This is a genomic window from Solwaraspora sp. WMMB762 (genome assembly GCF_049179115.1).
In the GTDB taxonomy this organism is placed as follows: domain Bacteria; phylum Actinomycetota; class Actinomycetes; order Mycobacteriales; family Micromonosporaceae; genus Micromonospora_E.
Genome location: NZ_JBMHMD010000001.1, coordinates 7204916 through 7230730, shown reverse-complemented (window position 1 = coordinate 7230730; position 25815 = coordinate 7204916). Strand labels below are relative to the sequence as shown.

The following is a 25815-nucleotide window of genomic DNA, read 5'->3' as shown; positions in this document are numbered from 1 at the left end:
CCCTGCTGAACTCACGGCGTCACCGGTCACCGCGTACCTGCCCTTCCGACGCCGGCCGTTGGCCGCCCGACCCGGCGGGATCCGCCGGCGCCGCCGGCCCGGCCGGATCGGACGCGACAGCCAGATCGTCCGGGTCGACCGGGTCGACCGGATCAGTGGGCATCGGGCGCGGACCGCGCGCCGGGCCGCGACTGAGCGACTCGTCGTACCGGCTCAGGTCCCGGCCGACGCTCGACGCCAGCTGCCATGGGACGCTGGTCACCATCACCCCCGGTTCGAACAGCAGCCGGCCCTTGAGCCGCAGCGCGCTCTGGTTGTGCAGCAGGTTCTCCCACCAGTGGCCGACCACGTACTCGGGGATGAACACGGTGACCACGTCGCGCGGCGCGTCGCGGCGCACCGACTTGACGTAGTCGATGATCGGCCGGGTGATCTCCCGGTACGGCGAGTCGACCACGGTCAGCGGCACCGGCAGCTCACGGCGGTCCCACTCGGCCTGCACCGCGCGGGTGTCCGCGTCGTCCACCCGTACGGTGAGCGCGGCCAGCGAGTCCGGGCGGGTGGCCTGGGCGTACGCGACCGCCCGCAGCGTCGGCAGGTGGACCTTGCTGACCAGCACCACGGCGTGGTTGCGGGCGGGCAGCACCGGCCGGCCCTCGGCAGGGGTGAGTTCCCGGGCCACCGTGTCGTAGTGCCGACGGATGCCCAGCATCAGCGCGTACACGCCGGTCATCGCGGCGATCGCGATCCACGCGCCGAGGGCGAACTTGGTGACCAGCACGACGACCAGGACGGCGCCGGTCAGCGTCATGCCGAATCCGTTGATCGCCCGCGCCCGGTGCATCCGACGGCGGACCGCCGGGTCCCGCTCGGTACGCAGCCGCCGGTTCCAGTGCCGAAGCATGCCGGCCTGGGACAGGGTGAACGAGACGAACACCCCGACGATGTAGAGCTGGATCAGCCGGGTCACCTCGGCCTGCAGCACCACGGTCAGCACGATCGCGAAGCCGGCGAGGAACAGGATGCCGTTGCTGAACGCCAGCCGGTCGCCCCGGGTGTGCAGTTGGCGGGGCAGGTACCGGTCCTGGGCGAGGATCGAGCCGAGCACCGGGAAGCCGCTGAACGCGGTGTTCGCGGCGAGGAACAGGATCAGCGCGGTCACCCCGGCGGCGACGAAGAGCAGCGCACCGGAGCCGAAGACGGTCTCGGCCAGCTGGGCCACCACCGTCTTCTGCACGTAGCCGTCCGGGCCGGACTCGATCTGCAGCGCCGGGTTCTCCACGAACTGCAGCCCGGTGAGCTGGGCCAACCAGATGATTCCGGCGATCATGGTCACCGACAGCGCGCCGAGCAGCACCAGGGTGGTGGCGGCGTTGCGGCTCTTCGGTGGGCGAAATGCCGGCACCCCGTTGGAGATCGCCTCCACCCCGGTCAACGCCGCGCAGCCCGACGAGAAGGCCCTCAGCAGCAGGAACGCCATCGCGAAGCCGGTCAGGTCGACCCACTCGGCGGCGATGACCAGGTCCGCGCTGGGCGCGCGCAGGTCGTGCCCGAGGATGAAGATCCGGATCAGGCCGGTGGCGATCACCGCGGTGATCACGATGACGAAGCCGTACGTCGGGACGGCGAACATCCGCCCGGACTCGCGCACCCCGCGCAGGTTGAGGGCGGTGAGCAGCACGATCGCGGCCACCGCCACCGGCACCTTGTGCTCGGCCACGAACGGCAGCACCGAGCCGAGATTGGCCACCCCGGAGGCGACCGAGACGGCGACGGTGAGGACGTAGTCGATCAGCAGGGCGCTGGCCACCCCGACGCCGAACCGAGGGCCGAGGTTGACGCTGGCCACCTCGTAGTCGCCGCCGCCCGACGGGTAGGCGTGCACGTTCTGCCGGTAGCTGGCGACCACGGTGACCATCACCACCGCCACCGCCAGGGTGACCCACGGCGAGTAGACGAACGCGGCCGCCCCGGCGATGGACAGGGTCAGCAGGATCTCGTCCGGCGCGTACGCCACCGAGGAGAGCGCGTCGGACGAGAAGACCGGCAGCGCCACCCGCTTGGGCAGCAGGGTGTGCTGGAGCCGGTCGGACCGGAACGGCCGGCCCAGCAGCAGCCGTTTGATCAGGGAGGTCGGACTGGCCACAAGCGCTAAGGGTACGGCCGTCCGGCTCCCGACGAATCCGGGTGGCTGATCACGCGGCCCGCCCGCCGGCACGGTACGGTCGGCGCGTCATCCGGCCGCCGCGTGGCAGGCTGGCAGGTGAACGTGGCGACCGTACCGGCACGTGTCCGACGGATCGCCCGGCGGGAGGGTTCAGGTGCACGTGGTGATCATGGGTTGCGGCCGGGTCGGCTCGACCCTGGCACACAACCTGGAGGACCGCGGCCACTCGGTCGCGGTGATCGACAAGGACGCCACCGCGTTCCGCCGACTGCCCAGCGACTTCGCCGGCACCCGGGTCACCGGCTCCGGCTACGACCGCGACGTGCTGCAGTCCGCCGGCATCGAGCAGGCCGACGCCTTCGCGGCGGTCTCCAGCGGCGACAACTCCAACATCATCTCGGCCCGGCTGGCCCGTGAGACGTTCGGCGTGTCCCGGGTCGCCGCCCGCATCTACGACCAGCGGCGGGCCGAGGTCTACGAACGGCTCGGCATCCCGACGGTGGCGACCGTACGGTGGACCGCCGACCGGATGCTGCGGCATCTGGTCCCCGAAGGGCACGTGGAGATCTTCCGGGACCCGACCAGCACGGTGTCGATCGTCGAGGTGCCGCTGCACCGGGAGTGGATCGGCCGGCCGCTGCAGGCGCTGGAGCGGGCGGCCGGCACCCGGGCGGCGTACCTGATGCGGTTCGGAATCGGCACCCTGCCGACCCCGTCCACCGTGCTGCAGGAGGGTGACCAGGTCTTCATGCTGGTCACCGACGACATCGCCGACGCCGTCACGTTGACCGCCAGCAGTCTGCCGGAAGGAGCGCGGTGATGCGGGTGGCCATCGCGGGTGCCGGCAATGTCGGCCGCTCCATCGCCCAGGAGCTGATCGGCAACGGTCATCAGGTGACTCTCGTCGAACGTAATCCCGCGCTGTTCCTGCCGGACCGGGTGCCGGAGGCCGACTGGGTGTTGGCCGACGCGTGCGAGGTGGCCAGTCTGGAGGACGTCGAGCTGAGCACGTTCGACGTGGTCGTCGCGGCTACCGGTGACGACAAGGTGAACCTGGTGGTCTCGCTGCTGGCCAAGACGGAGTTCAGCGTCCCCCGGGTGGTCGCACGGGTGAACCGGGCCGAGAACGAGTGGCTGTTCACCGAGCAGTGGGGCGTCGACGTGGCGGTCAGCAAGCCACGGGTGATGGCGGCGCTGGTCGAGGAGGCGGTGACGGTCGGCGACCTGGTCCGGCTGATGACCTTCCGGCAGGGTGAGGCGAACCTGGTGGAGATCACCCTGCCGACCGACGCCCCGTACGTCGGACACGCCGTCCGCACCGTGCCGCTGCCCCGCGACTCCGCCCTGGTGGCGATCGTGCGGGGCAAGCGGGTGCTGGCCCCCGGCCCGGACGACCCGCTCGAACCCGGTGACGAGCTCGTCTTCGTCTGCACCGCCGAGGTGGAGGACGACGTCCGGGCGGTGGTCCTCGGGGCGGACAGCGTGGCCCGCACCCGGCGCGGCGAGCAACCGCCGGCGCCGGTCCGCGACGAGCAACCGCCACCGCAGGACTAAACCCGGCCGGGCCGACGGACAGGCGGGCGTCAGTTCGAGGCGGCCAGCACCGGTCCGGAGTCGTGGCGCTCACGGTTGACCCGACGGACCACCCAGATGGTGATCGCCAGCAGCACCGCGTACGGCGGATAACCGAGCAGCAGCCGGGAGACGCCCAGCGCGGTCTCCATCGAGGCCAGGTAGAAGCCGGCCTGCACACCGACTTTGAGCAGCCAGACGACGCCCCAGAGCACGGTCAGCCGGTTGAAGGTGCGGATCAGCACCGGGTCGGCGCGCCACTCGGACCGGCCACCTGCCGCGAGCACCGACCAGATCCAGCCGACCAGCGGTTGGCGGATCACCACCGAGCCGAGCAGGGCCAGCCCGTAGCCGATGCCGTACAGGATGCCCGGCAGGTAGAAGTCGCGTTCCTCGCCGGTCCGCCAGGCGAGCAGGGCACCGATGCCGATGCCGAACAGCCCGTTGACCGCGTGCCGGATCGGACGGCGCTGCAGCAGCCGGACCACCGCGATACCGACCGCGACACTCACCGCGGCGATCAGCGCCACCGACAGGTCCCAGATGACGTTGCAGACCACGAAAACGGCGATCGGCACGCTCGACTCGACGAGTCCGCGCCAGCCGCCGAGCTGCTCGGCCATCTGCTCGGTGATGCTCGGCAGGCGTTCCTCGTCGTCATTGCCGGCTGCCGGGGGGTGCTGTCCAGAGGTCATCGGCACCGCCTTCCTTTGTTGGTGGCGGCGCCGGACGTGACCGGCCGGCTCACCGGGGGGATTCCAACTCGTAGTGCGGGTTGTAGATCACCTTACGGTCGTCGCGGACCGCGACCCGGCCGCGGGCGGTGAGCTGGCGGCCCGGTTCGATACCGGCGATCCGTCGCCGGCCCAGCCAGACCAGGGTGACGACGTCGCTACCGTCGTAGAGGTCGGCCTCCAGGCTCGGCAGGTTGGTCCGAGGGCAGTAGACCACGGTACGGAGCCGACCGGAGACCGAGACGACCTCGCCGCGGTGACACTGCCCGGCGGGGGTAGCTCCGCACTCGGCGCTCTCCCGCTGTAGCTGTTCGGCGTCCAGCTCGGCTTCGGTGGCGGCGAGCCGGCGCAGGAACCGGCGCAGCGACGGACGGCGTTCATCGATCGCCATGACCGTCTGCCCCTCCTCGGCGTCGCCGGTGCGGCGCGGATCCACGTCGGGTGCGGACCGCCCCACCAGGGTACGCCGCGACCGGCACCGGCCGGACCGCCGGTGCGTGTCGCGGCGGTACCGCTACGGCGTGGCCGGCGGCGACTGCCGCGCCTGCTCGGCGAGCTCGCGGGGCAGCCGCAGCGGCAGCGGTTCGCGTACCGGCTTCGCCTCCTGGCCGCGGTCGACGACCAACCCGCGCAGCACTTCGGTGAGCGTCGTGGCGGCCGCCGGGTCCACGGCGGCCGGGCCCTGGAACAGCGCCCGTACCATCCAGCGTGGTCCGTCGATGCCGACGAACCGCAGGTCGGTGCCGCCGTCCGGGGTACGCACCTGGGCCAGCAGCTCAGGGCCGTACTCGCCGGTGGTCTCCCGGACGGTCGCCCCGTCGCGGCGCAGCGATTCGGTGATCTCGACGCGCACCTCGTCCCAGATGCCCTCGGTACGCGGTGCGGCGAAGACCCCGAGCTGCAGCGCGCTGCCCCGGTTGGCGAGGACCACCTGCTGGATCGCCCCGTCCGGGTTGGCCTGGACCCGGACCTCGACCCCTTCGATCGCGGGGATCTGCAGGCTGCCCAGGTCGAGCCGGCGGACGCCGGTCGGGGCCTCGGTCACGTCGTACGGGCCCTGCGTCGGGTTGCCGGGCGCCAGGTCGTCGGTCTCGGGACCGACGGATCCGTCCTGCGCGTGCCGGCCGCGCCCGCGGCCGCGGGAGAAGACCACGATGCCAACCTTCCGTATGCGCTGTCGCTGGTCAGCGGGCTGCCGGTTCGGCCGGGGTCGGCTGGGCCACGACGGACAGGCCGGCATGGCCGCCGGTCGAGCCGTGCCCGGCGGAACCTCGCGCCGAGTCGGGCAACTCGTCAACGACAGAGAACTCTGCTGTTTCGACGCGTTGTATCACAAGTTGCGCTATCCGGTCACCTCGACAGATCCGGGCCGGCCGGGACAGATCGTGGTTGATCAGGTTCACCAGGATCTCACCGCGGTAGCCCGCGTCGACCGTACCGGGGGCGTTCAGCACGGTGACGCCCAGCCGCGCGGCGAGGCCGGATCGGGGGTGGACCAGCCCGACGCACCCGGCCGGCAACGCGACCGCCACCCCGGTACGCACCAGCGCCCGCGCGCCGGGCGCCAACTCGGCGTCCTCGGCGGCGTACAGATCGGCTCCGGCGTCGCCGGGATGGGCGTAGCCCGGCACCGGCAGACCCGGATCGAGCCGGCGTACCGCCACCCGCACCGTGTCAGACATGAACCCCCACCCTCTCCGCCACCGCCGACCGGGACGACCTCTGCGGACAACAGGCCGCCGAACACACCCCGCTGCCGGGCCCGTACCCTCGGACGACGTGGCATCCGCTTCCGCCGAACCCGACACACCGTACCGGGCCGTCGTGCACTACCGGGAGCGACTCCGCCTGCCGTGGTGGCTCTGGGTGGGCGGGTCGGCGCTCGCCGCCTTCCTGGCGGCCGAGATCTGGATGGGCACCTCCGGGGTCCGGGCCTGGCTGCCGTTCAGCGTGCTGCTGCCGTCGACCGTCGCCGGCCTGTGGTGGCTGGGGCGAATCCCGATCCGGGTCACCTCGGACGAGCTCCAGGTCGACGATGCCCGACTGCCTCTGCGGTACGTCGCCGAGGTCGTCGCCCTGGACGGGGACGGGCGCCGGGAACTGCTCGGGGTAGGCGCCGACCCACTGGCGTTCGTCATCCAACGGCCGTGGATCGCCGGCGCCGTACAGGTCGTGCTGAACGATCCGGCGGACCCCACGCCGTACTGGGTGGTGAGCACCCGGGATCCGGTCCGGTTGGCCGGCGAGATCCGCGCCGCCCAGCAGAGCCTGGCAGCCGGCGCGACCGGTGACCGCGCGACGGATGACGGCGCCGCTGCCGACCCGCCGGCCAGCTGAGACGCCCGGATCATTCGGGCCGTGGGCGCACGCCCCCGATCGCCGGTGGAGCCGGCGGATGCATCAGACCGAGCGCCCGCCGCTGGCTACGCAGGTCGGCGCGGACGCGGTCGGCGAGTGCCCGGGTCGCCCGACGGTTGAGGTAGCTGGCCACCGCCGCGCCGGTCAGGAACGGGCCGAGGGTGGTGAGGTTGCGGCCGAACCGGCGAAGCAGCAGCTCGCCCAGCTCGCGGCGGGCGGCGGTGCCGAGCACCGCGCCCACTCCGACACCGGGCACCATCGGGTTGACGCCCCGCTGGTTGGCCCAGGCGTGGATCATGTTGACGGCGCGTTCCGTGCCGGCGCCGGGCACCGGTACGCCGTACACCTGGTGCAGCTCGCCGACCAGTTTGAGCTCCACGGCCACGACGGCGACCGTCTCGGCCGCCAGCAGCACCGGCGCGGACAGCAGGGTCGGGGTGACGGTCCACTGGACCGCCGAGACGCCGCCACCCGCCGCGCCGATCCCGGCGCTGACCCGGCTGGCGTTGCGGATCAACCGCTCGGCCAGCTCCTCGTCGTCGAGGTCCGGATGGTGCCGGCGCAACGTGGCCAGGTCGCGGACCGGGAGGTACGGGGCGACGTCGGCCACCGCCTGGACCAGCCACCGGCCCGCCGCCGCCGGCTTGAACAGCTCGGTCACGCCACGCCGACGCAGTTGTTCCACGAGCCGCCCGAGCAGGCGTCGCCGGTCGACCGGCGGAGTCGCGTCCCCGGTCAGTTCCGCCACTGTGGCGGCGAACCGGTCGGTCCCGGCCCGGTCGCCGTCCGGTGCGGAACGGTCGGGATCGGTCATGCTGCCTCCAGAGCCGACGGCCGGACGCGGTCACGGCGACTGCGGCGACCTCGTGTCGAGGTCGCCGCGTGTCCCCCTCATCCCCCGTTTGTCGTCAGGTGCACTCGCGACAGATCAGCTCGTTGTTGCGCTCGACGGCGAGTTGGCTGCGGTGGTGGACCAGGAAGCAGCGCGCGCAGCGGAACTCGTCCGACTGCATCGGCAGCACCTTCACCGTCAGTTCCTCGTCCGCCAGGTCGGCACCGGGCAGCTCGAAGCTCTCGGCCACCTCGGCTTCGTCCACATCGACGGCGCCCGACTGTGAGTCGACGCGCCGTGCCTTGAGCTCCTCCAGGCTGTCCTCGCCGAGGTCGACCTCGTCGCGACGCGGAGCGTCGTAGTCGGTGGCCATCGGTTCACTCTCCCGTATCGTTCAGTCGCTTCCGGTGATAACGCCGGACGACGGTATTTCGGTTCCCATGCGAGCCTTGGTGGGACCACATCCCGGCGAAACGTCCCGTTTTGTGCCGTTTTGCGGTTGCCGCAGGAAACTCCCCCCGCGAGCGCGGTACCTTACCCCTCTCTGGCCGACGCATGTATACCGCCCTTGTGGGACTGATGTACGCCCAGACACCGGAAGTTGTTCCCAGTGTGACTCAGGCGACACGAAGATAGGGGTACCCGCCGGCCGATCGGCGCCGGCACGCCGGCCGGACGGCGAGCTGTTTACCGTGCCGTCCGGACAACCGCTAACCTCGGCGGGCATACTCGGTACTCGCCAGTGCGGCGGGCCGACACCCGGCACCGCCACACCTCGCAGGGGGCCAGATCCATGAGCTTTGCGCGCGTGCGAGCGCTCGTCGTCATCGGCGGACTTGTCGTGTTCGCCCTGGTCTTCGTCATCGTCGCGATGATCCGCGACAGCCAGGGTGGCGAGGCCACCGCGACCACCTGCCCGGACGGCTGGGCCCTGGCCGACGTCCAGCTACGGGAGGCCAAGGACGTCCGGCTCAATGTCTACAATGCGACCGACACCAGCGGGCTCGCCACCAACATCGCCGACGATCTGAGCAACCGCAACTTCCAGATCGAGGAGGCGGCCAACGACCCGGAGGGCCGGCGGATCGACGACGTGGCCGTGCTGCGGTACGGCCCCGAGGCGGTCGGCTCCGCCCACCTGATGCGCGCCTACTTCCTCGACCAGGCCAGGACCGAGTACGACCCGGCCCGCGAGGACGACATCGTGGACGTGGTCATCGGCAACGCGTTCCGGCAACTGGCGACCACCACCGAGGTGAACCAGTCGCTGGCGGCACTGGGCAAGCCGGTCCTGCCGCCACAGACCTGCGCCGCGCCCGAGGACTGACCGACCGCGACGGACTGACCGACCCGGCCGTCACGGCCCGCCGGCGGCGTCCAGCCGGATCAGGTGCCCCTGCAGCGCCGGGAACAACGCCGGCGGGGCGGCCACCACCATCTGCGGTCCGGCCGGTGCCCCGGCCAGTCCGGCGACCAGCAGGCCCGCCTCCGCCGCCACCAGACCCCCCGCCGCCTGGTCCCAGAGGTTGAGCCCCTTCTCGAAGTACGCGTCGACCTGGCCCTCGGCGGCCAGGCACAGGTCGATCGCCGCCGCGCCGAACCGGCGGATGTCCCGCACGTGCGGCATCAGGCCGACGAGCACCTGCGCCTGGTGCACCCGACGCGCCGAGTCGTAGCCGAACCCGGTGGCGACCAGCGCCTGGGCCAGCTCCGACTGATCGGAGCCGACCAGCCGTCGCCCGTCGCGGTAGGCACCGCCGCCCCGCACGGCGGTCCATTCGGCCCCGGTGGCGGCGTTGCGCACCACTCCCGCGACCACTTCGCCGTCCACCTCAGCGGCGAGCGACACGGCGTAGTTCGGCAGCCCGTACAGGTAGTTCACCGTCCCGTCGATCGGGTCGAGGATCCAGCGCACCCGGCCCCCGGCCGGGGCGGAGTCGCCGTACTCCTCGCCCAGCACGGAGTCGGTCGGGCGCCGCTCGCGCAGCGCCGCGACGGCCTGCCGTTCGACCGCTCGGTCCGCGGCGGTGACCACGTCGGTCGCGGTGCTCTTGGTGGCCAGCCCGGAGACCCCGGCCCGGCGCATCTCGGCCGCGGTACGCGCCGCCGCCCGCGCGACGTCGACCGCGATCTCCAACAGGTGGTCCGGTTCGGGTGTCCGCTCCGCCATCGTCTCCCCTTCTCCGCCGTACGCCCGGTCGCCGGCCCCGCTGACGGACCCGCGAGGGCCGGCCGGGGACCGGGTGGCCGCCTCGGCCGGGTGGTCAGCGACAATCACCCGTACGGCAGGGGTAACATCCTGTCAAAGTCCACGTTCGTTCCATGTCGGTGGCCCCCGACCGGCGGCTGGCTCGCGCGTGGCGGGATGATCCCCACAAACGGCGTTACAATTCACGCCTGCCCTCGTGTCACGGTCAGCCGGTCCGGCCGGTGGAGCGGTCGCGGGGGGACACAATCACAACCGGCACGTCGCTCCGCGCTGCGGTGGCCGGTCCGGCCGTGCTCGTTCATCGCCTCCGGAAGGTCATTCGTGACAGAACTCCGCCACACCGGCGCCGACGTACGCTCGCTAACCGACACCCTGATCGCCCATGCCGAACAGGCCGGCGGTCAGCTAACGTCGGCCGAGGTCGCACGGACGGTTGAGTCCGCCGAAGTGACTCCGGCCCAAGCCAAGAAGATTCTCCGCGCGCTCGCTGACGCCGGCGTCACCGTGGTGGTGGACGGCTCGGCCAGTACCCGACGCCGGGTCGCCGCGGCCCGGTCCGCCACCCCGGCGTCCAAAGCCACCACGGCCAAGACCACCCGTCGGGCCCCGACCGCCCCGAAACAGGCGCCGGGCCCCGACGAGCCGGCCCCGGCGGTGGCCGTGCCGGCGAAAAAGGCCACCACCCGCAAGGCCACCACGGCGGCGGTGCCGGCCGCAGCGCAGAACGGCACCCCGGCCGAGGAGTCGGCGGCCAAGCCCGCCGCGAAGCCCGCGCCGAAGAGCACCCGGACCCGGGCCGCCAAGGCGGCCGGTGGTGCCGCCCCGGCCAAGGCCGCCGGCGCCACGCCGGCCGGCAAGGCCCCGGCCAAGGCGGGCAAGGCCACCGCGAAGGACGGCAGCAACCCGGACACGCCGGACGAGGAGATCGATCCGGAGACACTGGCGGCAGAGATCGAGGACGTCGTGGTGGAGGAGCCGGCCGAGCTCGCCCAGGCGGCCGAGGCCGACGCCACCCGGGACAACGACTTCGAGTGGGACGACGAGGAGTCCGAGGCGCTCAAGCAGGCCCGCCGGGACGCCGAGCTGACCGCCTCGGCCGACTCGGTCCGGGCGTACCTGAAGCAGATCGGCAAGGTGCCGCTGCTCAACGCCGAGCAGGAAGTCGAGCTGGCCAAGCGGATCGAGGCCGGGCTGTACGCGGCGGAGCGACTGCGGGCCGCCGACGAGAGCGACCAGAAGATGCCCACCCAGCTGACCCGGGACCTGGGCTGGATCTCCCGGGACGGGGAGCGGGCCAAGAACCACCTGCTGGAGGCGAACCTGCGGCTGGTGGTCTCGCTGGCCAAGCGGTACACCGGTCGGGGGATGGCCTTCCTCGACCTGATCCAGGAGGGCAACCTCGGCCTGATCCGGGCTGTCGAGAAGTTCGACTACACCAAGGGCTACAAGTTCTCCACCTACGCCACCTGGTGGATCCGCCAGGCCATCACCCGTGCCATGGCCGACCAGGCCCGCACCATCCGGATCCCGGTGCACATGGTCGAGGTGATCAACAAGCTGGGTCGTATCCAACGCGAGCTGCTGCAGGACCTGGGCCGTGAGCCCACGCCGGAGGAGCTGGCCAAGGAGATGGACATCACACCGGAGAAGGTGCTGGAGATTCAGCAGTACGCCCGGGAGCCCATCTCGCTGGACCAGACCATCGGCGACGAGGGCGACAGCCAGCTCGGTGACTTCATCGAGGACTCCGAAGCCGTGGTGGCGGTGGACGCGGTCTCCTTCTCGTTGCTGCAGGACCAGCTGCAGCAGGTGCTGCAGACCCTGTCGGAACGCGAGGCCGGGGTGGTCAGGTTGCGGTTCGGTCTCACCGACGGGCAGCCGCGGACGCTGGACGAGATCGGACAGGTCTACGGGGTCACCCGGGAACGGATCCGCCAGATCGAGTCCAAGACGATGTCCAAGTTGCGACACCCGTCACGTTCACAGGTGCTCCGGGACTACTTGGACTGACCGGTTCAGGACAACCCAATGTGTAACTTTGGTCACTTGGCGTCTACCAAGCCCAGGTCATCACGACGTTACCCGGCGGTGATCGTTGACGTGGCACCCTTGGTTCACGGCACACTGTGCCTACCAGGTGTGAGCCCGGTCCCCCGGGGGCACATCGGGAAGGCGGGGACCCCCGCCGGTGTTGGACGATGGGTGACAGACCGAAGAGTGTGTTCATCGGTGACGACCAGAGGAGGAAGGCGATGACCCCGACTCTCACGCCTCCGGAGACGGTGGATGCCCTAGGCGCCGATGAACGGTGCGACCGGTGCAACGCGGCCGGCAAACTACGGGTGACCTTGGCGGGCGGCAGCGAGTTGGTGTTCTGCGGACACCACGCCAACAAGTACGCCGACGATCTCGTCAAGATCGCGGTGCAGTTCAAGGCCGACCCTGAGTTCACTTGGCGTGGCGCCGATCTGATGGCCAACTGACACGACGAGACCACCTGGACAGCGACGACGGCTGGGCCCCACCGGACGGTGGGGCCCAGCCCTTCTTTTTGGCCGCGCCAGCTGCTTATTCAACCAAGTTGTTGCGAAGCTGCCCGGGATCAGCATACCCTCTTGTTCAACCAGAAGGTTGAACAAGAGGGAGGTGCCGGGTGAGCGAGGACCAGCTGTCGCGGGTGTTCGCGGCGCTGGCCGATCCGACCCGCCGGGACATCGTCACCCGGCTGACCGACGGCGACGCCACCGTCAATCAACTGGCCGCGCCCTACGACATCTCCGTGCAGGCGGTCTCCCGGCACATCAAGGTGCTTGAGGACGCCGGCCTGGTCAGTCGCAGCCAGGACGCCCAGCGGCGGCCCTGCCACCTGGAAGCCGAGGTCTTCGACCTGGTGTCCCGGTGGCTCGACCGGTACCGCCAACGCGCGGAGGAGCGGTTCAGCCGGCTGGACGCCGTACTGGCCGCGCTGGACGACGACCAGTCGACCACCGACCGGCACAGCACCCACGGAATCGACCCCGAACAGCAGGGAGCAGCGTGAAAGCCACGACCACGACCGACGACCCGACCGCCCGTACCCGCATCGAGGCGCACCCCGACCTGCCCTGGATCCGGATCATCCGCGACTTCGCCGCGCCCCGGGCCCGGGTGTTCCGCGCCTGGATCGACCCCGACCTGGTCACCCAGTGGCTCGGCCCGAAGGACCTGGAACTGCGGATCGAACACTGGGACGGCCGCACCGGCGGCAGCTATCGCTACACGAACTGGCGCGACGGCGAACAGATCGCCGGGTTCTACGGTTCCTTCCATGAGGTACGCCCCGACGAGCGGCTGGTGCAGACCTTCACCTACGACGGGGTGCCCGACGGGGTCAGCCTGGACACCGCCACCTTCGAGGACCTGCCGGACGGCGGTACCCGGGTCACCGTACTGTCGCTGGTCGAGAACCTGGTCGCCCGCGACCAGATGCTGGCCAGCGGGATGGAGCACGGCGTCCGCGAGGGGTACGAGAAGCTGGACCACCTGCTGGCGACCGGCTGACCGGCGCCTACCCGGGTCACAGCGTCTGCACCATCGCGATCCGCTCCTCCAGCTGCTCGATGGTGGCCTGCGCGCTCGGCGGACCGCCGCACCGCCGCCGCAACTCGGCGTGGATCTTGCCGTGCGGCAACCCGGTGCGGTGGTGGTGCGCGGCGACCAGGGCGTTCAGCTGACGGCGCAGGGTGATCCGCCGCTCCCCGGCGGTCGGTGGCCGTTCCGCCGGCCGGGTGGCGGGTACCGGTTGATCCGTCGACCGGGCCCGCCGCTGCGCCGCGACCTGCTCGGCCTGCCTACGGTTCAGCAGTACCGTGACCTGATCGGGGGTGAGCAGGCCGGGCAGGCCGAGGTACTCCTCCTCCTCGAGGGTGCCGGCCTGGGCCCCGGTACCGAACGAGGCACCGTCGAAGATCACCTGGTCCAGCTCGGCGGTGGCCGACAACGCCTCGAACCGCTTCTCCAGCTCCCCGCTGGCCTGCTCGTTGCGCTGGGCACGCTCCAGCAGGTCGTCGTCGAAGCCCTCCCGTTTCTTGGCCGCCCCGATCACATGGTCCCGCTCGGCCTCCATCTCACTGGCCAGCCCGAGCAGGTGCGGGACGCTGGGCAGGAACACCGTCGCCGACTCCCCCGGCCGGCGGGCCCGGACGAACCGGCCGATCGCCTGGGCGAAGTACAGCGGCGTCGAGGCGCTGGTCGCGTACACGCCGACGGCCAGCCGGGGGATGTCCACCCCTTCGGAGACCATCCGGACCGCCACCATCCAGCGCTGCTCGGACCGGGCGAACGCGGCGATCCGGGCCGACGCGCCAGCGTCGTCGGAGAGCACCACCGCAGCCTTCTCCCCGGTCAGTCGCTCCAGCAGTCGGGCGTACGAGCGGGCCGCCGCCTGATCGCTGGCGATGACCAGACCACCGGCGTCGGACATGCCACCGTCGCGCAGGAAGGTGAGCCGGGCGTCGGCCGCGCGCAGCACCGCCGGCATCCAGTCGCCGGCCGGATCCAGCGCGGTCCGCCAGGCCTGGGCGACGAGGTCCTGGGTCATCGGCTCACCCAGCCGGGCGGCGAGTTCGTCCCCGGCGCTGGTCCGCCACCGGGTCTCCCCCGAGTAGGCCAGGAACAGCACCGGCCGGACCACTGCGTCGCGCAGCGCGTCGGAGTAGCCGTAGATGCTGTCGGCCCGGGATCTCGGCAGGCCGTCGCCGCCCGCCTCGTAACGCACGAACGGGATCGGGTTGTCGTCGGAGCGGAACGGCGTACCGGTGAGCATCAGCCGGCGGACCGCCGGCTCGAACGCGGCCTTGATCCCGTCGCCCCAGGACCGGGAGTCACCGGCGTGGTGGATCTCGTCGAGGATGACCAGCGTCCGCCGGGTCATCGTGCGCCGCCGGTGCACCTGGGGGGCCATCCCGACCTGGGCATAGGTGACCACCGCACCGTGAAAGTCGGCGGCCGAGTGCAGGTCGGCGTTGCGGAACGCCGCGTCGAGCTGGATGCCGACCCGGCCGGCCGCCGCCGCCCACTGGGTCTTCAGGTGCTCGGTCGGTGCGACCACGGTGACCGCCTCGACGGTGCCGTCGGCCAGCAACTCGGCCGCGATCCGCAGCGCGAACGTGGTCTTACCGGCACCCGGCGTGGCGACGGCGAGAAAGTCCTCGCTGCGCCGGCGCAGATACTCCACCAGTGCCCGGCGCTGCCAACCGCGCAGCGCCGGGAACGTGTCGACCGTCGGCATGGTGGTCGGCACGCGAACCCCTTTCCCCCGTGATCGGGTCCGGACCAGCCGGCGATCACGGAACCGTCTACCCGCTCGTCCGGCGGCCGTGACCGGAGTGCGGTCGACGGCCACGAAAAGGCCCTCGCGGCCGGTGGACGCGAAGGCCGATCGGAGTCCGGCTCAGCCGGTCATCGACTCGTAGATCTCCTTGCACCGGGGGCAGACGGGTGATCCGGGTTTCGGCGTACGGGTCACCGGGAAGCGTTCGCCGCACAGTGCGATCACGAAGGTGCCCATCACGGCGCTCTCGGCGATCTTGTCCTTGCGGACGTAGTGGAACATCTCCGGGCCGTTGTCGGCGTCGGCATCCTTGACCTCGGGACGCTCAAGAACCTCGGTAGTCACGTCGTCTCCCACCTCCAGGCTGAGAGTTTGGCAGTTTGTGGCGTACGGGTCCAACGTCCGGCGCGACCCCCGCCCCGTACCGTGGTGATCATGGCAGAATCCGCAGGCCGCACCGGGCCGTTGCACTACGACATCCAGTACGGCGCCGAGGTGGCCGACGCCCGCCGGGACGGACGGGCCATCGTCGCCCTGGAAAGCACCATCATCGCACACGGCCTGCCGCGACCCGACAATCTGCGGGTCGCCCGCGAGATCGAGGCCGCGGTACGGGCCACCGGCGCGGTGCCGGCCACCATCGGCATGCTCGGCGGGCGGCTGGTGGTCGGCCTGGACGACGCCGAGCTCACCCGGCTGGCCGGCTCCGACACCGTCGCCAAGCTCTCCGCCCGGGACCTGGCGCTGGCCGCGGCGAGCGGCGTGGACGGGGCGACGACGGTCGCCGCCACCAGCGTGGTCGCCGCGGCGGCCGGGATCGGCGTGTTCGCCACCGGCGGGCTCGGCGGGGTGCACCGGGAGGCGGCGCAGACCTTCGACGAGTCAGCTGACCTGGTCACCCTGGCCGGTACGCCGATCACCGTGGTCTGTGCCGGGGTGAAATCGATCCTGGACGTGGCGGCCACCCTGGAGCGGCTGGAGACCCTCGGCGTGGCGGTCGCCGGCTACCGCAGCCGGCGGTTCCCCGGATTCTTCGTCACCGACAGCGGCCACGAGCTGCACTGGTCGCTCGACTCGCCGGAACACGTCGCCGAGGTGATCCGGGCGCGGCGCCGGCACGGCCTCGGCGGGGGTGCGCTGGTGGTGGCGAATCCACTGCCGCCGCAGGAGCAACTGGATCCGGGTCTGCACGACACCACGCTGGCCACCGGGCTGGCCCGGATGGCCGAGGCGGGCGTCACCGGCAAGGAGGTCACCCCGTTCCTGCTGGCGCACTTCCACTCGGCCACCGCGGGTGCCAGCCTGGCGGTGAACATCCGGATCATCCTGCGCAACGCCGACCTCGCCGGGCGGATCGCCGTGGCGGCGGCGGTGGCGGAGGCCGCCCACGCGGCCGAGTTCGCCGGCGCCGCGGAGCCCACCGGCACGGCGGGGTGACCGGCCGCAGGCTGACCGGCGACGGCCCGGCCCCTGGTCGGCCGCGCCCCGGCCGGGTCCTGGTCGTCGGCGACCTGGTCACCGACGTGGTGGCCGTGCTCACCGCTCCGCTGGCGGCCGGTTCGGACACGGCGGGCGGGATCCGGTTCACCGGCGGCGGCCAGGCCGCCAACACCGCGGCCTGGCTGGCCGCGCAGGGCGTACCGGTGACGTTGGTGGCGGCGGCGGGCGACGACGACCTCGGGGACATCCGGCTGGCCGAGCTGGCCGAGGCCGGGGTCGACCTGGCGGTACGGCGCTGCCCGGGCACGGCGACCGGCACGGTGATCGTGCTGGCCCACGGTGAGCAGCGGTCGATGGTCGCCGACCGGGGTGCCAACCTGTCGCTGCGGGCCGGTGACGTCGACGACGCCGTGGCGCTGTTTCCCGACGCGACACACCTGCACCTGTCCGGCTACCCGCTGCTGCACCCGGGCAGCCGGGAGGCGGGCCGCCACGCGCTGGTCGCTGCCCGGTCGCGCGGCATGTCGACCAGCGTCGACGCGGCGTCGGCGGCTCCGCTGCTGGCCGCCGGACCGGCGAGGTTCCTCGACTGGGTACGCGGGACCGACCTGCTGCTGGCCAACCTCGACGAGGCCACGGCGCTGGGGCTGGCCGACGGACTGCCGACCCCGGCGCCGGTCCGGCGGCTGGTGGTCAAGCGGGGCTCCGGCGGAGCCGTCTGGCACGAGCCGGCAACGGTGATGTCGGCGGCGACGGTGGTGTCGGCGGCGGCGACGACCGTGCCGGTGGTCGACCCGACCGGCGCCGGTGACGCCTTCGCCGCAGGGCTACTCGCCGCCTGGCTCACCGGCGATGATCCGGTGACCGCGCTGGCCGCCGCCGGGCGGGCGGGCGCGACGGCGGTGGGGGTGGTCGGTGCCCGGCCGGTTCGCCGCGTCGGGTCAGGGCTCGACGTCGATGACGCGGGCCGGTGACGGCGTGGCCGGCACCGCGCCGACCTGCGCCGGGCCGCCCCGAGGAGTGGGTTGGCGCCGCTGGTTGCGCATCCGGTGCCGGTCCTTCGGCGGCCGGTCGTTGGCCAGCAGCACGGCCAGCCACGGCACCAGGATCATGCCGACCGCGCAGATCGGCAGCCACAGCCAGAGCAGCGGCGCCTCGCTGGTCACCAGGACCGCGCCGACGATCAGACAGATGCCCCGGATCGACATCATCAGCACGTACCGACGTTGCCGGCCGCGCAGTTGGTCTCCCGGGCTCGGTTCGGCGTCGGTGATCACGGTCGGTTGCCCAGCGGTCCGTCGCACCGTGCCTCCTCGTGTCGCGTACCGCCATCGTCGCACCTGCCGGCGCACGTCGCCGAACGCCCAGCCGCAGACGTGACCGGCGGGACGCGGCCGGTCAGCCCTTGGCCGCCTTCGCCGCCGCCTTCATCTGCTGCTTGTGTTCGCGTACCCGGACCAGGGAGTCCTCGTCGACGATGTCGGCCACCGAGACGTGCACCCCGTCCCGGCCGAACTCACCGGCCGCCTCCCGCCAGCCCGTCGGCTGTACGCCGTACCGCTTGCCGAGCAGCGCCAGGAAGATCTGCGCCTTCTGCTTGCCGAAGCCGGGCAGCTCGCTGATCCGGGCCAACGCGGTCGCCCCGTCCGGGGCGTCGGTCCAGATCCGGGCCGGGTCGTTGTCGTACCGGTCGACGACGATCCGGCAGACCTGCTGCACCCGGGCGGCCATCGCCTTCGGGAACCGGTGCAGCGCCGGCCGCTGGGCGAAGACCGCGATCAGCTCCTCGGGGTCGTACTCGGCGAGTTCACGGGCGTCCGGCTGGTGCCCCAGCCGCAGACCCAGGTCGTACGGCGCGGAGAAGGCGCGCTCCAGCGGCACCTGCTGATCCAGGACCATCGCGACGACCAGCGCCAGTGGGCTGCGCCGCAGCAACTCGTTGGCGTCCGCGTCGATGGGCAGCGAAAGGCTCATCCGCGTATCCTGCCGGATCGGAGCAGATCGCCCGGCGACGACCCGCCCCGCCGGGCAGGATGGGCCAGGATTAGTCAGCTGACCGGGCAGGATGGCAACGTGACCGACGACATGACCGATTACCCCGCGCTGCTCGACGCGGCCGGGATCGACCAGTTGCGGACCGCGCTGACCACGGCCCGGTTCACCTCGACCGGGATCGCCGAGCGGTTGGGGCCGCAGGCCACCTCCGCGGTGGCCCGCAACGATCACCGGGAAGCGCTGCGGCGCACCGCCGACGGTGATCCGCTCGCCACCCTGGTCCGCCTGTTCGTCTGCGCCCAGACCGAGCCGGCCGACACGGTCGCCGCCGCACTGGCGCCGCTGCCGCTGGCCGACGCGCTCGCCGCCGGGCTGGTGGAGCAGTCACCGGACGGACCCGGACTGCGGCAGGGCGTCGACCTGGAGCCGTACGGCGACGCCTGGTGGGTGATCTCAGACGTGCCGTCGCACCTGCGGGCAGGCCAGCCGCTCGCCGCCGATCACGTCCTCGGCATCGGGGGCTCGTCGACCACCCTGGCCGGTGCGGTGCACCGGCGGCCGGTCGGCGCGGCGCTGGATCTCGGCACCGGCTGCGGCGTACAGGCGCTGCACCTGGCCGGCCACGCCGACCGCGTCACCGCGACCGACCTGTCGGCCCGGGCGCTGCGGTTCGCCGCCACCACCGCCGCCCTCAACGGCCAACGGTGGGAGTTGCTGCACGGTGACCTGACCGCGCCGGTCGCCGGTCGCCGGTTCGACCTCGTGGTCAGCAACCCGCCGTTCGTGGTCGGGCCGGGCACCGCCACCCACACGTACCGCGACTCCGGCCGGATCGGCGACGGAATCTGCGCCGAGCTCGCGGCCGCCGCCCCGGATCTGCTCGCCGACGGCGGCACCATGCACTACCTGGCGAACTGGATGCACGTCGCCGGGGAGGACTGGACCGAACGGGTCGCGGGCTGGCTGGCCGGCACCGGGCTGGACGGCTGGGTGATCCAGCGGGAGGTGGCCGACCCGGTCTCCTACGTCAATCTGTGGCTGGCCGACGCCAGCGAGGGCCCGGACGCGCACCGGGCGGCCGCCTGGCTCGACTGGTTCGACGCGCAGAAGGTCGAGGCGGTCGGCTTCGGCCTGGTCACCCTGCGCCGTAGCGGACACGCCGACCCGGTGGTCCGGGTCGAGGAGCTGCGCCAGCAGGTGGCACCGCCGCTGGGCGACCGGGTCGACGAGTGGTTCGCCCGGCAGGACTGGCTGCGCGCCCGCGACGCCGCCGGTCTGCTCGACGCCCGCTACCGGTCCGCCGACGGGCTGCGGCTGCAGCAGGAGGCCGGCATCGGCGACGACGGCTGGGCGGTCGACCGGCAGACCGTCACGTTGACCGGTGGGCTGCGCTGGACCGAGGAGATCGATCCGCTGGTACAGGCGGTGGTCGGCGGGTGCACCGGCCGGTTGCCGATGCGCGAGCAGTTGTCGCTGCTGGCGCTCGCGCACGACGTACCCGAGCAGGAGCTCGCCGAGGCCGCCGTGCCGGTCCTGGCCCGGCTGGTCGAACGCGGCATCCTGCTGCCGGAGTGACCGGCGGCGGTGTGACCGGCCGACCGGCACGCCGACACGGCGGGCAGGCCGACGCGACAGGCCGGCTGGCCGGTGTGGCAGGCTGGCCGGTGTGCGGGCGGTGGTGCAGACGGTCGGTCGGGCCTCGGTGACGGTCGACGGCGAGGTGGTCGCGGCGATCGGCCCCGGTCTGCTGGTGCTGCTCGGGGTGACCCACACCGACACGGTCACGACCGCCGCCGAAATGGCCCGCAAGATCTACGAGCTGCGGATCTTCCCGCCGGATCCGGCCGGCGAAAGCTCCGCCGAGCGCTCCGCCGCCCAGCTGGCCGCGCCGGTCCTGGTGGTCAGCCAGTTCACCTTGTACGGCGACGCGCGCCGGGGACGACGGCCGAGCTGGTCCGCCGCCGCCCCGGCGGAACTGGCCGAGCCACTGGTGACGGCGGTGGTCGAGGCACTGGCCGCGCGCGGCGCGACGGTACGCACCGGACGGTTCCGGGCACACATGCAGGTGGAGAGCGTCAACATCGGACCGCAGACCATCCTTCTGGAACTGTGACGTCACTGTCAGCAACCGCCAAGCGGTGTGCGGCAACGGTCAGGTCCCGAATTCATGCCACCTGGCCCCCGGCTAACCGTGACTTCACGCCCTACCCGGCAAGCTGGTTGTCACCAGCGGCACTCCGCTGCTGGCTTACCACTTGTCGACGCGGGGAGGCGACTGAGAGTGGTCACGCGTACCATCGAAGACGACATCGACACCACCGTCCAGGTCACCACCGACGGTCAGCACGACCTTGACGCCACCGACGACCGCGGCGCTTCGGCCGATCTGGTCCGCGCATACCTGAACGGGATCGGACGCACCAAGCTGCTCACCGCCGTCCAGGAGGTGCTGCTGGCCAAGCGGATCGAGGCCGGGCTGTTCGCCGAGGAGAAGCTCGCCGGGCCCGACCGGCTGTCCGCGCAGCTGCGCGCCGACCTGGCCGTCGTCGCCGCCGAGGGCCGCGCCGCCAAGGACCACCTGCTGGAGGCGAACCTGCGGCTGGTGGTCAGCATCGCGAAGCGGTACACCGGTCGGGGGATGGCCTTCCTCGACCTGATCCAGGAGGGCAACCTCGGTCTGATCCGGGCTGTCGAGAAGTTCGACTACGCCAAGGGCTACAAGTTCTCCACCTACGCCACCTGGTGGATCCGCCAGGCCATCACCCGTGCCATGGCCGACCAGGCCCGCACCATCCGGATCCCGGTACACATGGTCGAGCAGGTCAACCGGATGGTACGGGCCCGCCGTGACCTGTCGGCGACGCTGGGGCGGGAGCCGACGATCGGCGAGATCGCCGCCGCCATGTCGGTGCCCGAGTTCCAGGTGATCGAGCTCATCTCCTACGACCGGGAGCCGGTCAGCCTGGACCAGACCGTCGGCGAGGACGGCGAGAGCGCCCTCGGCGACTTCGTCGCCGCTGTCGACCCGCGCGAGCAGGGCGGGGAATCCGCGTCCGAGGGCAAGCTGCGCAACGAGGTGGAGATCGTCCTGTCCACCCTGTCCCAGCGGGAGCAGGCGGTGATCCGGCTGCGGTTCGGGCTGGACGACGGCCGGCAGCGCACCCTCGACGAGGTGGGCCGGGAGTTCGGCCTGTCCCGGGAGCGGATCCGGCAGATCGAGAAGGTCACGCTGCTCAAGCTGCGGCACCCGTCGCGGGCGCAGCGGCTGGAGACGTACGCCGGCTGACCGGGGGGACAGCCGGCGCATCGGGGGCGGCGGCCGGTCGGAGCAGGGCTCCGACCGGCCGCGCGACGTCAAGACGGTCACCGCCGGCGCGGGCCGACGGAGCGGTCCACAGCCGGGCGCGGGCCGGTACGGTCACAGCCGGCGCGGGCCGGTGTCCGGGCGGGCGTCCGGCGGACCGACCACGACGCTGGCGTGCAGCACCGCCAGCCCGTCCGGCCGGGCCAGCACCGGGTTGAGCCGTAACCGGTGGACCTGCGGCTGCTCGTCGGCGAGCCGCCCCACCCGCAGCAGCAGATCGACCAGGGCGGCCCGGTCCACCGGGCCGGCTCCCCGGTAGCCGGACAACAGCGGTGCCGCCCGGGGTTCGTCGACCAGCCCGGCCGCGTCCCGGTCGGTCAGCGGCGCGGCCCGCCAGGCCCGGTCACCCAGCAGATCGGTCGCGACGCCGCCCAGCCCGAAACCGACCACCGGGCCGAAGGTGGGGTCGGTGGTCGACTCGACCACGCAGGCGACGCCGGGTGGCACCATCCGTTGGATCAGCACCTGCGCGCCGAACTGGGCCGCGACGTCACGGTACGCCCGTTCCACCGCGTCCACGGTGGCCAGATCGAGCCGTACCGCGCCGAGGTCCAACCGGTGTCGCAGTCCGTCCGCGGCGGCCTTGAGCACCACCGGCAGGCCGAGCCGCCGCGCGGCGGCCACCGCCTGGTCGACCGAGGCGGCCGGGATCGAGTCGACCACCTCGATGCCGTACCCGGCGAGCAGCCCGACCGGGTCGACCGGGTCGACGGTCAGCGCGGCACCGGCCGCAGCCGGGTCGATCCCGGCCAGGTCCGGCACCGTACCGGGCGGCTCGCGCAGCCAGTCGGCGTAGTCGGCGACCCGGGCCAGCGCCCGGACCGACTCCTCCACCGACGGGTAGGTCGGCACCCCGGCCGGCGGCTGGCCGACCAGCAGCGTCGCGACCGTCGGCTTGTCACCGGCGAGCGCGACGCTGGCCAACGCCGACGTGAAGTCGGCGTCCTCGTCCGCCAACTGGTTGGGCAGCGGCGGCGCGAACACCACCACCAGGGCGTCCACGGCAGCATCGACGGCGGCGTCGGCGAGCGCGTCGGCGAACTCGTGCGCGCCGGCTTCGGGCGCGACGGTACGCGGGTAGTCGGCCGCCACGGTGAGCCGCTGCGCCCGGCAGGCCGCCGCGGCCAGCATGGTCAACGCCGACGAGTTGCCGACCACGGCCACCCGCCGGCCGACCGGCAGCGGCTGGTTGGCCAGCAGGGTGCCGACGTCGAACATCTCCGCGACCGTGTCGACCCGGATCACCCCGGACCGGGCGAACAGCCGGGTCACCGCGGCGGCGTCCGGGCCCTGCTCGACGGGTGCCGCCGGGCCGGCGCCGGAGGCCAACGCCACCACCGGCTTGGTGCGCCCGATCCGGCGGGTCAGCCGGGCGAACTTGCGGGGATTACCGAACGTCTCCAGGTACAGCAGGATCACGTCGGTGCCGGGGTCGTCCTGCCAGTACTGCAGCAGGTCGTTGCCGGAGACGTCGGCCCGGTTGCCGGCCGACACGAACGTCGACAACCCGAGCCCACGCCGGTCCGCCTCGGCGAGCAACGCCACGCCGAGCGCACCGGACTGGCTGAAGAAGCCGACCCGGCCGGCCGGCGGAAGCTGCGGCGCCAGCGTCGCGTTGAGCCGGATCCGAGGGTCGGTGTTGGCCACGCCGAGACAGTTCGGTCCGACCACCCGCAGCCCGGCCACGTGCGCGGTACGGATCAGTTCCCGCTGGGCGGCGGCGCCGGCCGGGCCGGACTCGGCGAACCCGGCCGAGATGACCACGACGCCGTGGGCGCCGGCCGCGGCGGCGTCGGCGACCACGGCCGGCACCGCGTCCGGCGCCACCGCGACGACCGCCAGGTCGACCGGGTGGCCGGCGTCGGCCGCCCGACGGTACGCGGGCAGCCCACCGATGCGGTCCACCGCCGGATGTACCGGGACCACGTCCCCGGTGAACCCGCCGTCGCGCAGGTGGCCGAGGACGGCCGCGCCGACCCCCTGGCCGGTGGCGCTGGCACCGTAGACGGCGACTCCGCGCGGGGTCAGCAGCCGGGCGATGGACCGGGCCTCGGCGCTGTGTTCCCGGCTCCACTGCACCTGCAGGGACGCCTCCGTCGGGGCGATCGGGAAGCTCAGGTGGACCACGCCGTCGGCGTACCGGCGGCGGACCTGGAATCCGGCGTCGGCGAAGACCCGCAGCATCGGCGCGTTGACCGGCAGCACCTCGGCGACGAACGAGGTGACGCCTTCGGACCGGGCGGCGGCGGCGAGATGCTCCAACAGCACCGAACCGACGCCCCGGCCCTGGTGGGCGTCCTCGACGACGAAGGCGACCTCGGCTTCGGGCGAGCCCGGACCCATCCGGTCGTAGCGACCGACCGCGAAGATCCGGTCACCGGAGACCACCACGAACGCCTCCCGGTCGTGGTGGTCGACGTTGACGAAGCGCGCCAGGTCACGGTCGGGGATCCTCGGGTACGGGGAGAAGTACCGCAGGTAGCGGGTGCGGTCGGAGAACCGGGCGTGCATCGCGACGATCGCGTCGGCGTCGTCCGGGCGGATCTGCCGCAGGTGGACGGTGGTGCCGTCGCGCAGCAGCACGTCAGCCGATCGGTCCATGGTCAGTCCCGGGGGTCGTGCGGATCGAGTCCGTGCAGGGGGAAGACCGCCCGGCGGGTCGCCATGATCGCCCGGTCGATCGGGTCCGGGTCACCGGCCGGCTGCCACGGCTGGAAGTCCAGGTCGGCCTCGTCGGTCATCCGCAGCGGGACCTGTCGGCCGGGGCAGCGGGCGGCGGCCAGCTTCCGCCACCGGGGCGGGATCAGCGTGGCCGGGTCGATCGGCGCGCCGGTGGCGATCGCCAGCAGGTGGGTCCAGGCCCGGGGCACCACCTCGACCAGGGCGTACCCGCCGCCACCGGTGGCGACCCAGCGGCCGCCGCAGTGCTCGTCGGCGAGGGCCCGCAGCGTCAGGTACGCGGCCCGCTGGCCGTCGACGCTGAGCCCAAGGTCGGCCAGCGGGTCGAGCCGGTGCGCGTCCGCCCCGCACTGGGTGACGAGCAGCTGCGGCCGGAAGGCGCGCAGCAGCGACGGCACCACGGCGTGGAACGCACGCAGCCAGCCCCGGTCGGCGGTGCCGGACGGCAGCGCGACGTTCACCGCGCTGCCCTGCGCGCCGGGGCCGCCCACCTCGTCGGGGAATCCGGTGCCGGGGAACAGGGCCAGCGGCGTTTCGTGCAGGCTGACGGTGAGCACCCGCGGGTCGTCGTAGAAGATCTCCTGCACCCCGTCGCCGTGATGCACATCGATATCCACGTACGCGATGCGTTCGGCGCCGAGGTCGAGCAGCCGGGCGATCGCCACCGCCGGGTCGTTGTAGACGCAGAACCCGGCGGCCCGGCCGGGCATCGCGTGGTGCAGTCCGCCGGAGACGTTGACCGCCCGCCGTACGTCGCCGCGCCAGACCGCCTCGGCGGCGGCCATCGTGGCACCGGCGACCAGCGCGCTGGCGTCATGCATCCCGGCGAAGGTCGGATTGTCCGGGGTGCCGAGGCCGTACCCGGAGAAGAACGGGTCGTCGTGCGCGACCCGGACGGCGTCGAGGTAGTCGGCCCGGTGCACCCGGGTGAGCGCCGCGTCGTCGGCCGGCGCCGGGGCGAGCAGCCGCACACCGGGGCGGTCCAGCAGTCCGTACTCGCGGGCCAGTGCGATGGTCAGCTCGACCCGTACCGGGTCCAGCGGATGGTCACCGAGGTCGTACGTGAGCAGGCGCTCGTCCCAGACCACCAGCGTCGCGTCGGTACCGCCCGCCGCCCGCGCCTGGTTCGTCCCGTTCGGCATCTGACTCGTCCC

Annotated in this window: 27 protein-coding genes; 13 read left to right on the top strand and 14 right to left on the bottom strand. The window is 72.5% G+C overall.

All coding sequences use genetic code 11. The features are described from left to right. Positions 1-19: 19 nt before the first annotated feature. Complete coding sequence (locus tag ACN27J_RS32620) at positions 20-2146, bottom strand: APC family permease (RefSeq protein WP_421371996.1); 2127 nt, start codon at positions 2144-2146, stop codon at positions 20-22. A 175-nt stretch (positions 2147-2321) separates the two neighbouring features. Here ACN27J_RS32620 and ACN27J_RS32615 point away from each other — a divergent pair, with 175 nt between their 5' ends. Both ACN27J_RS32615 and ACN27J_RS32610 read left to right on the top strand, forming a co-directional pair. Then, the gene (locus tag ACN27J_RS32615) at positions 2322-2987 is read left to right on the top strand and encodes a potassium channel family protein (RefSeq protein WP_421371995.1); all 666 of its coding nucleotides are present in this window, start codon (positions 2322-2324) and stop codon (positions 2985-2987) included. After that, positions 2987-3721 carry a potassium channel family protein gene (locus ACN27J_RS32610; RefSeq protein ID WP_421371994.1) on the top strand — a complete coding sequence of 245 codons (735 nt, stop codon included), beginning with the start codon at positions 2987-2989 and terminating at the stop codon, positions 3719-3721. The genes ACN27J_RS32615 and ACN27J_RS32610 overlap by 1 nt, the downstream gene beginning before the upstream one ends. Positions 3722-3750: 29 nt before the next feature. On the opposite strand, the gene ACN27J_RS32605 is transcribed toward ACN27J_RS32610, so the two are convergent. The 4 genes from ACN27J_RS32605 to dut form a co-directional block, all read right to left on the bottom strand. Beyond that, on the bottom strand, positions 3751-4434 hold the full coding sequence (locus tag ACN27J_RS32605) for a DUF3159 domain-containing protein (RefSeq protein ID WP_421371993.1): 684 nt from the start codon (positions 4432-4434) through the stop codon (positions 3751-3753). 49 nt (positions 4435-4483) lie between these two features. After that, complete coding sequence (locus ACN27J_RS32600) at positions 4484-4864, bottom strand: OB-fold nucleic acid binding domain-containing protein (protein ID WP_278168155.1); 381 nt, start codon at positions 4862-4864, stop codon at positions 4484-4486. Positions 4865-4987: 123 nt separating this feature from the next. Continuing rightward, positions 4988-5626 (bottom strand): DUF3710 domain-containing protein, encoded by a 639-nt coding sequence (locus ACN27J_RS32595; protein WP_421371992.1) that lies wholly within the window; start codon positions 5624-5626, stop codon positions 4988-4990. A 31-nt stretch (positions 5627-5657) separates the two neighbouring features. Then, a complete protein-coding gene (gene dut, locus ACN27J_RS32590) occupies positions 5658-6155 on the bottom strand; it encodes a dUTP diphosphatase (RefSeq protein WP_421371990.1) in 498 nt (165 codons plus the stop codon). A gap of 97 nt (positions 6156-6252) precedes the next feature. On the opposite strand from dut, the gene ACN27J_RS32585 reads away from it, so the two are divergent. Next, the gene (locus ACN27J_RS32585; RefSeq protein ID WP_421371988.1) at positions 6253-6810 is read left to right on the top strand and encodes a DUF3093 domain-containing protein; all 558 of its coding nucleotides are present in this window, start codon (positions 6253-6255) and stop codon (positions 6808-6810) included. A 10-nt stretch (positions 6811-6820) separates the two neighbouring features. Here ACN27J_RS32585 and ACN27J_RS32580 read toward each other — a convergent pair whose 3' ends face one another. Further along, entirely contained in the window at positions 6821-7645 is an 825-nt protein-coding gene (locus tag ACN27J_RS32580; protein WP_421371987.1) for a hypothetical protein, read from the bottom strand. 94 nt (positions 7646-7739) lie between these two features. Beyond that, positions 7740-8036 carry a DUF4193 domain-containing protein gene (locus ACN27J_RS32575; protein WP_123600728.1) on the bottom strand — a complete coding sequence of 99 codons (297 nt, stop codon included), beginning with the start codon at positions 8034-8036 and terminating at the stop codon, positions 7740-7742. Between the two features lie 435 nt (positions 8037-8471). On the opposite strand from ACN27J_RS32575, the gene ACN27J_RS32570 reads away from it, so the two are divergent. After that, entirely contained in the window at positions 8472-8990 is a 519-nt protein-coding gene (locus tag ACN27J_RS32570; RefSeq protein WP_421372665.1) for a LytR C-terminal domain-containing protein, read from the top strand. A 30-nt stretch (positions 8991-9020) separates the two neighbouring features. Here the strand turns inward: ACN27J_RS32570 and ACN27J_RS32565 are convergent, their stop codons facing one another. Continuing rightward, positions 9021-9833, bottom strand: coding sequence for an inositol monophosphatase family protein (locus tag ACN27J_RS32565; RefSeq protein WP_421372663.1), 813 nt, complete (start codon positions 9831-9833; stop codon positions 9021-9023). A gap of 360 nt (positions 9834-10193) precedes the next feature. Here ACN27J_RS32565 and ACN27J_RS32560 point away from each other — a divergent pair, with 360 nt between their 5' ends. From ACN27J_RS32560 to ACN27J_RS32545, 4 genes are all read left to right on the top strand, one after another. Then, positions 10194-11882, top strand: a complete 1689-nt coding sequence (locus ACN27J_RS32560) for an RNA polymerase sigma factor (protein WP_421371986.1) — start codon at positions 10194-10196, stop codon at positions 11880-11882. Positions 11883-12124: 242 nt separating this feature from the next. Continuing rightward, complete coding sequence (locus tag ACN27J_RS32555) at positions 12125-12355, top strand: DUF7455 domain-containing protein (protein ID WP_123604458.1); 231 nt, start codon at positions 12125-12127, stop codon at positions 12353-12355. A 170-nt stretch (positions 12356-12525) separates the two neighbouring features. Beyond that, complete coding sequence (locus ACN27J_RS32550; RefSeq protein WP_421371984.1) at positions 12526-12912, top strand: ArsR/SmtB family transcription factor; 387 nt, start codon at positions 12526-12528, stop codon at positions 12910-12912. Continuing rightward, positions 12909-13412, top strand: coding sequence for an SRPBCC family protein (locus ACN27J_RS32545; RefSeq protein ID WP_421371983.1), 504 nt, complete (start codon positions 12909-12911; stop codon positions 13410-13412). The genes ACN27J_RS32550 and ACN27J_RS32545 overlap by 4 nt, the downstream gene beginning before the upstream one ends. A gap of 16 nt (positions 13413-13428) precedes the next feature. On the opposite strand, the gene ACN27J_RS32540 is transcribed toward ACN27J_RS32545, so the two are convergent. Both ACN27J_RS32540 and ACN27J_RS32535 read right to left on the bottom strand, forming a co-directional pair. Beyond that, complete coding sequence (locus ACN27J_RS32540) at positions 13429-15141, bottom strand: DEAD/DEAH box helicase (protein WP_421372661.1); 1713 nt, start codon at positions 15139-15141, stop codon at positions 13429-13431. Positions 15142-15303: 162 nt separating this feature from the next. Beyond that, positions 15304-15528, bottom strand: coding sequence for a DUF3039 domain-containing protein (locus tag ACN27J_RS32535; protein WP_123600724.1), 225 nt, complete (start codon positions 15526-15528; stop codon positions 15304-15306). Between the two features lie 90 nt (positions 15529-15618). Between ACN27J_RS32535 and ACN27J_RS32530 the strand changes: the two genes are divergently transcribed. Both ACN27J_RS32530 and ACN27J_RS32525 read left to right on the top strand, forming a co-directional pair. After that, positions 15619-16620 (top strand): pseudouridine-5'-phosphate glycosidase, encoded by a 1002-nt coding sequence (locus tag ACN27J_RS32530; RefSeq protein ID WP_421371982.1) that lies wholly within the window; start codon positions 15619-15621, stop codon positions 16618-16620. Next, the gene (locus ACN27J_RS32525; protein ID WP_421371981.1) at positions 16617-17597 is read left to right on the top strand and encodes a carbohydrate kinase family protein; all 981 of its coding nucleotides are present in this window, start codon (positions 16617-16619) and stop codon (positions 17595-17597) included. Before ACN27J_RS32530 ends, ACN27J_RS32525 begins: the two co-directional genes overlap by 4 nt. On the opposite strand, the gene ACN27J_RS32520 is transcribed toward ACN27J_RS32525, so the two are convergent. Next, complete coding sequence (locus ACN27J_RS32520; protein ID WP_421371980.1) at positions 17565-17927, bottom strand: DUF3099 domain-containing protein; 363 nt, start codon at positions 17925-17927, stop codon at positions 17565-17567. The two genes, ACN27J_RS32525 and ACN27J_RS32520, sit on opposite strands and share 33 nt — an antisense overlap. A 94-nt stretch (positions 17928-18021) precedes the next feature. Beyond that, positions 18022-18597 carry an HhH-GPD-type base excision DNA repair protein gene (locus ACN27J_RS32515; protein ID WP_421371978.1) on the bottom strand — a complete coding sequence of 192 codons (576 nt, stop codon included), beginning with the start codon at positions 18595-18597 and terminating at the stop codon, positions 18022-18024. Positions 18598-18708: 111 nt separating this feature from the next. Between ACN27J_RS32515 and ACN27J_RS32510 the strand changes: the two genes are divergently transcribed. The 3 genes from ACN27J_RS32510 (at position 18709) to sigB (ending at position 21904) form a co-directional block, all read left to right on the top strand. Beyond that, a complete protein-coding gene (locus ACN27J_RS32510; RefSeq protein WP_421372658.1) occupies positions 18709-20193 on the top strand; it encodes a DUF7059 domain-containing protein in 1485 nt (494 codons plus the stop codon). Positions 20194-20284: 91 nt separating this feature from the next. Beyond that, a complete protein-coding gene (gene dtd / locus ACN27J_RS32505; RefSeq protein WP_421371977.1) occupies positions 20285-20731 on the top strand; it encodes a D-aminoacyl-tRNA deacylase in 447 nt (148 codons plus the stop codon). 195 nt (positions 20732-20926) lie between these two features. After that, on the top strand, positions 20927-21904 hold the full coding sequence (gene sigB, locus ACN27J_RS32500; protein ID WP_282234612.1) for an RNA polymerase sigma factor SigB: 978 nt from the start codon (positions 20927-20929) through the stop codon (positions 21902-21904). Between the two features lie 132 nt (positions 21905-22036). On the opposite strand, the gene ACN27J_RS32495 is transcribed toward sigB, so the two are convergent. Both ACN27J_RS32495 and ACN27J_RS32490 read right to left on the bottom strand, forming a co-directional pair. Further along, positions 22037-24583 (bottom strand): GNAT family N-acetyltransferase, encoded by a 2547-nt coding sequence (locus ACN27J_RS32495; protein WP_421371975.1) that lies wholly within the window; start codon positions 24581-24583, stop codon positions 22037-22039. Between the two features lie 2 nt (positions 24584-24585). Beyond that, positions 24586-25803 carry an acetoin utilization protein AcuC gene (locus ACN27J_RS32490; protein ID WP_421372656.1) on the bottom strand — a complete coding sequence of 406 codons (1218 nt, stop codon included), beginning with the start codon at positions 25801-25803 and terminating at the stop codon, positions 24586-24588. Positions 25804-25815 lie beyond the last annotated feature (12 nt).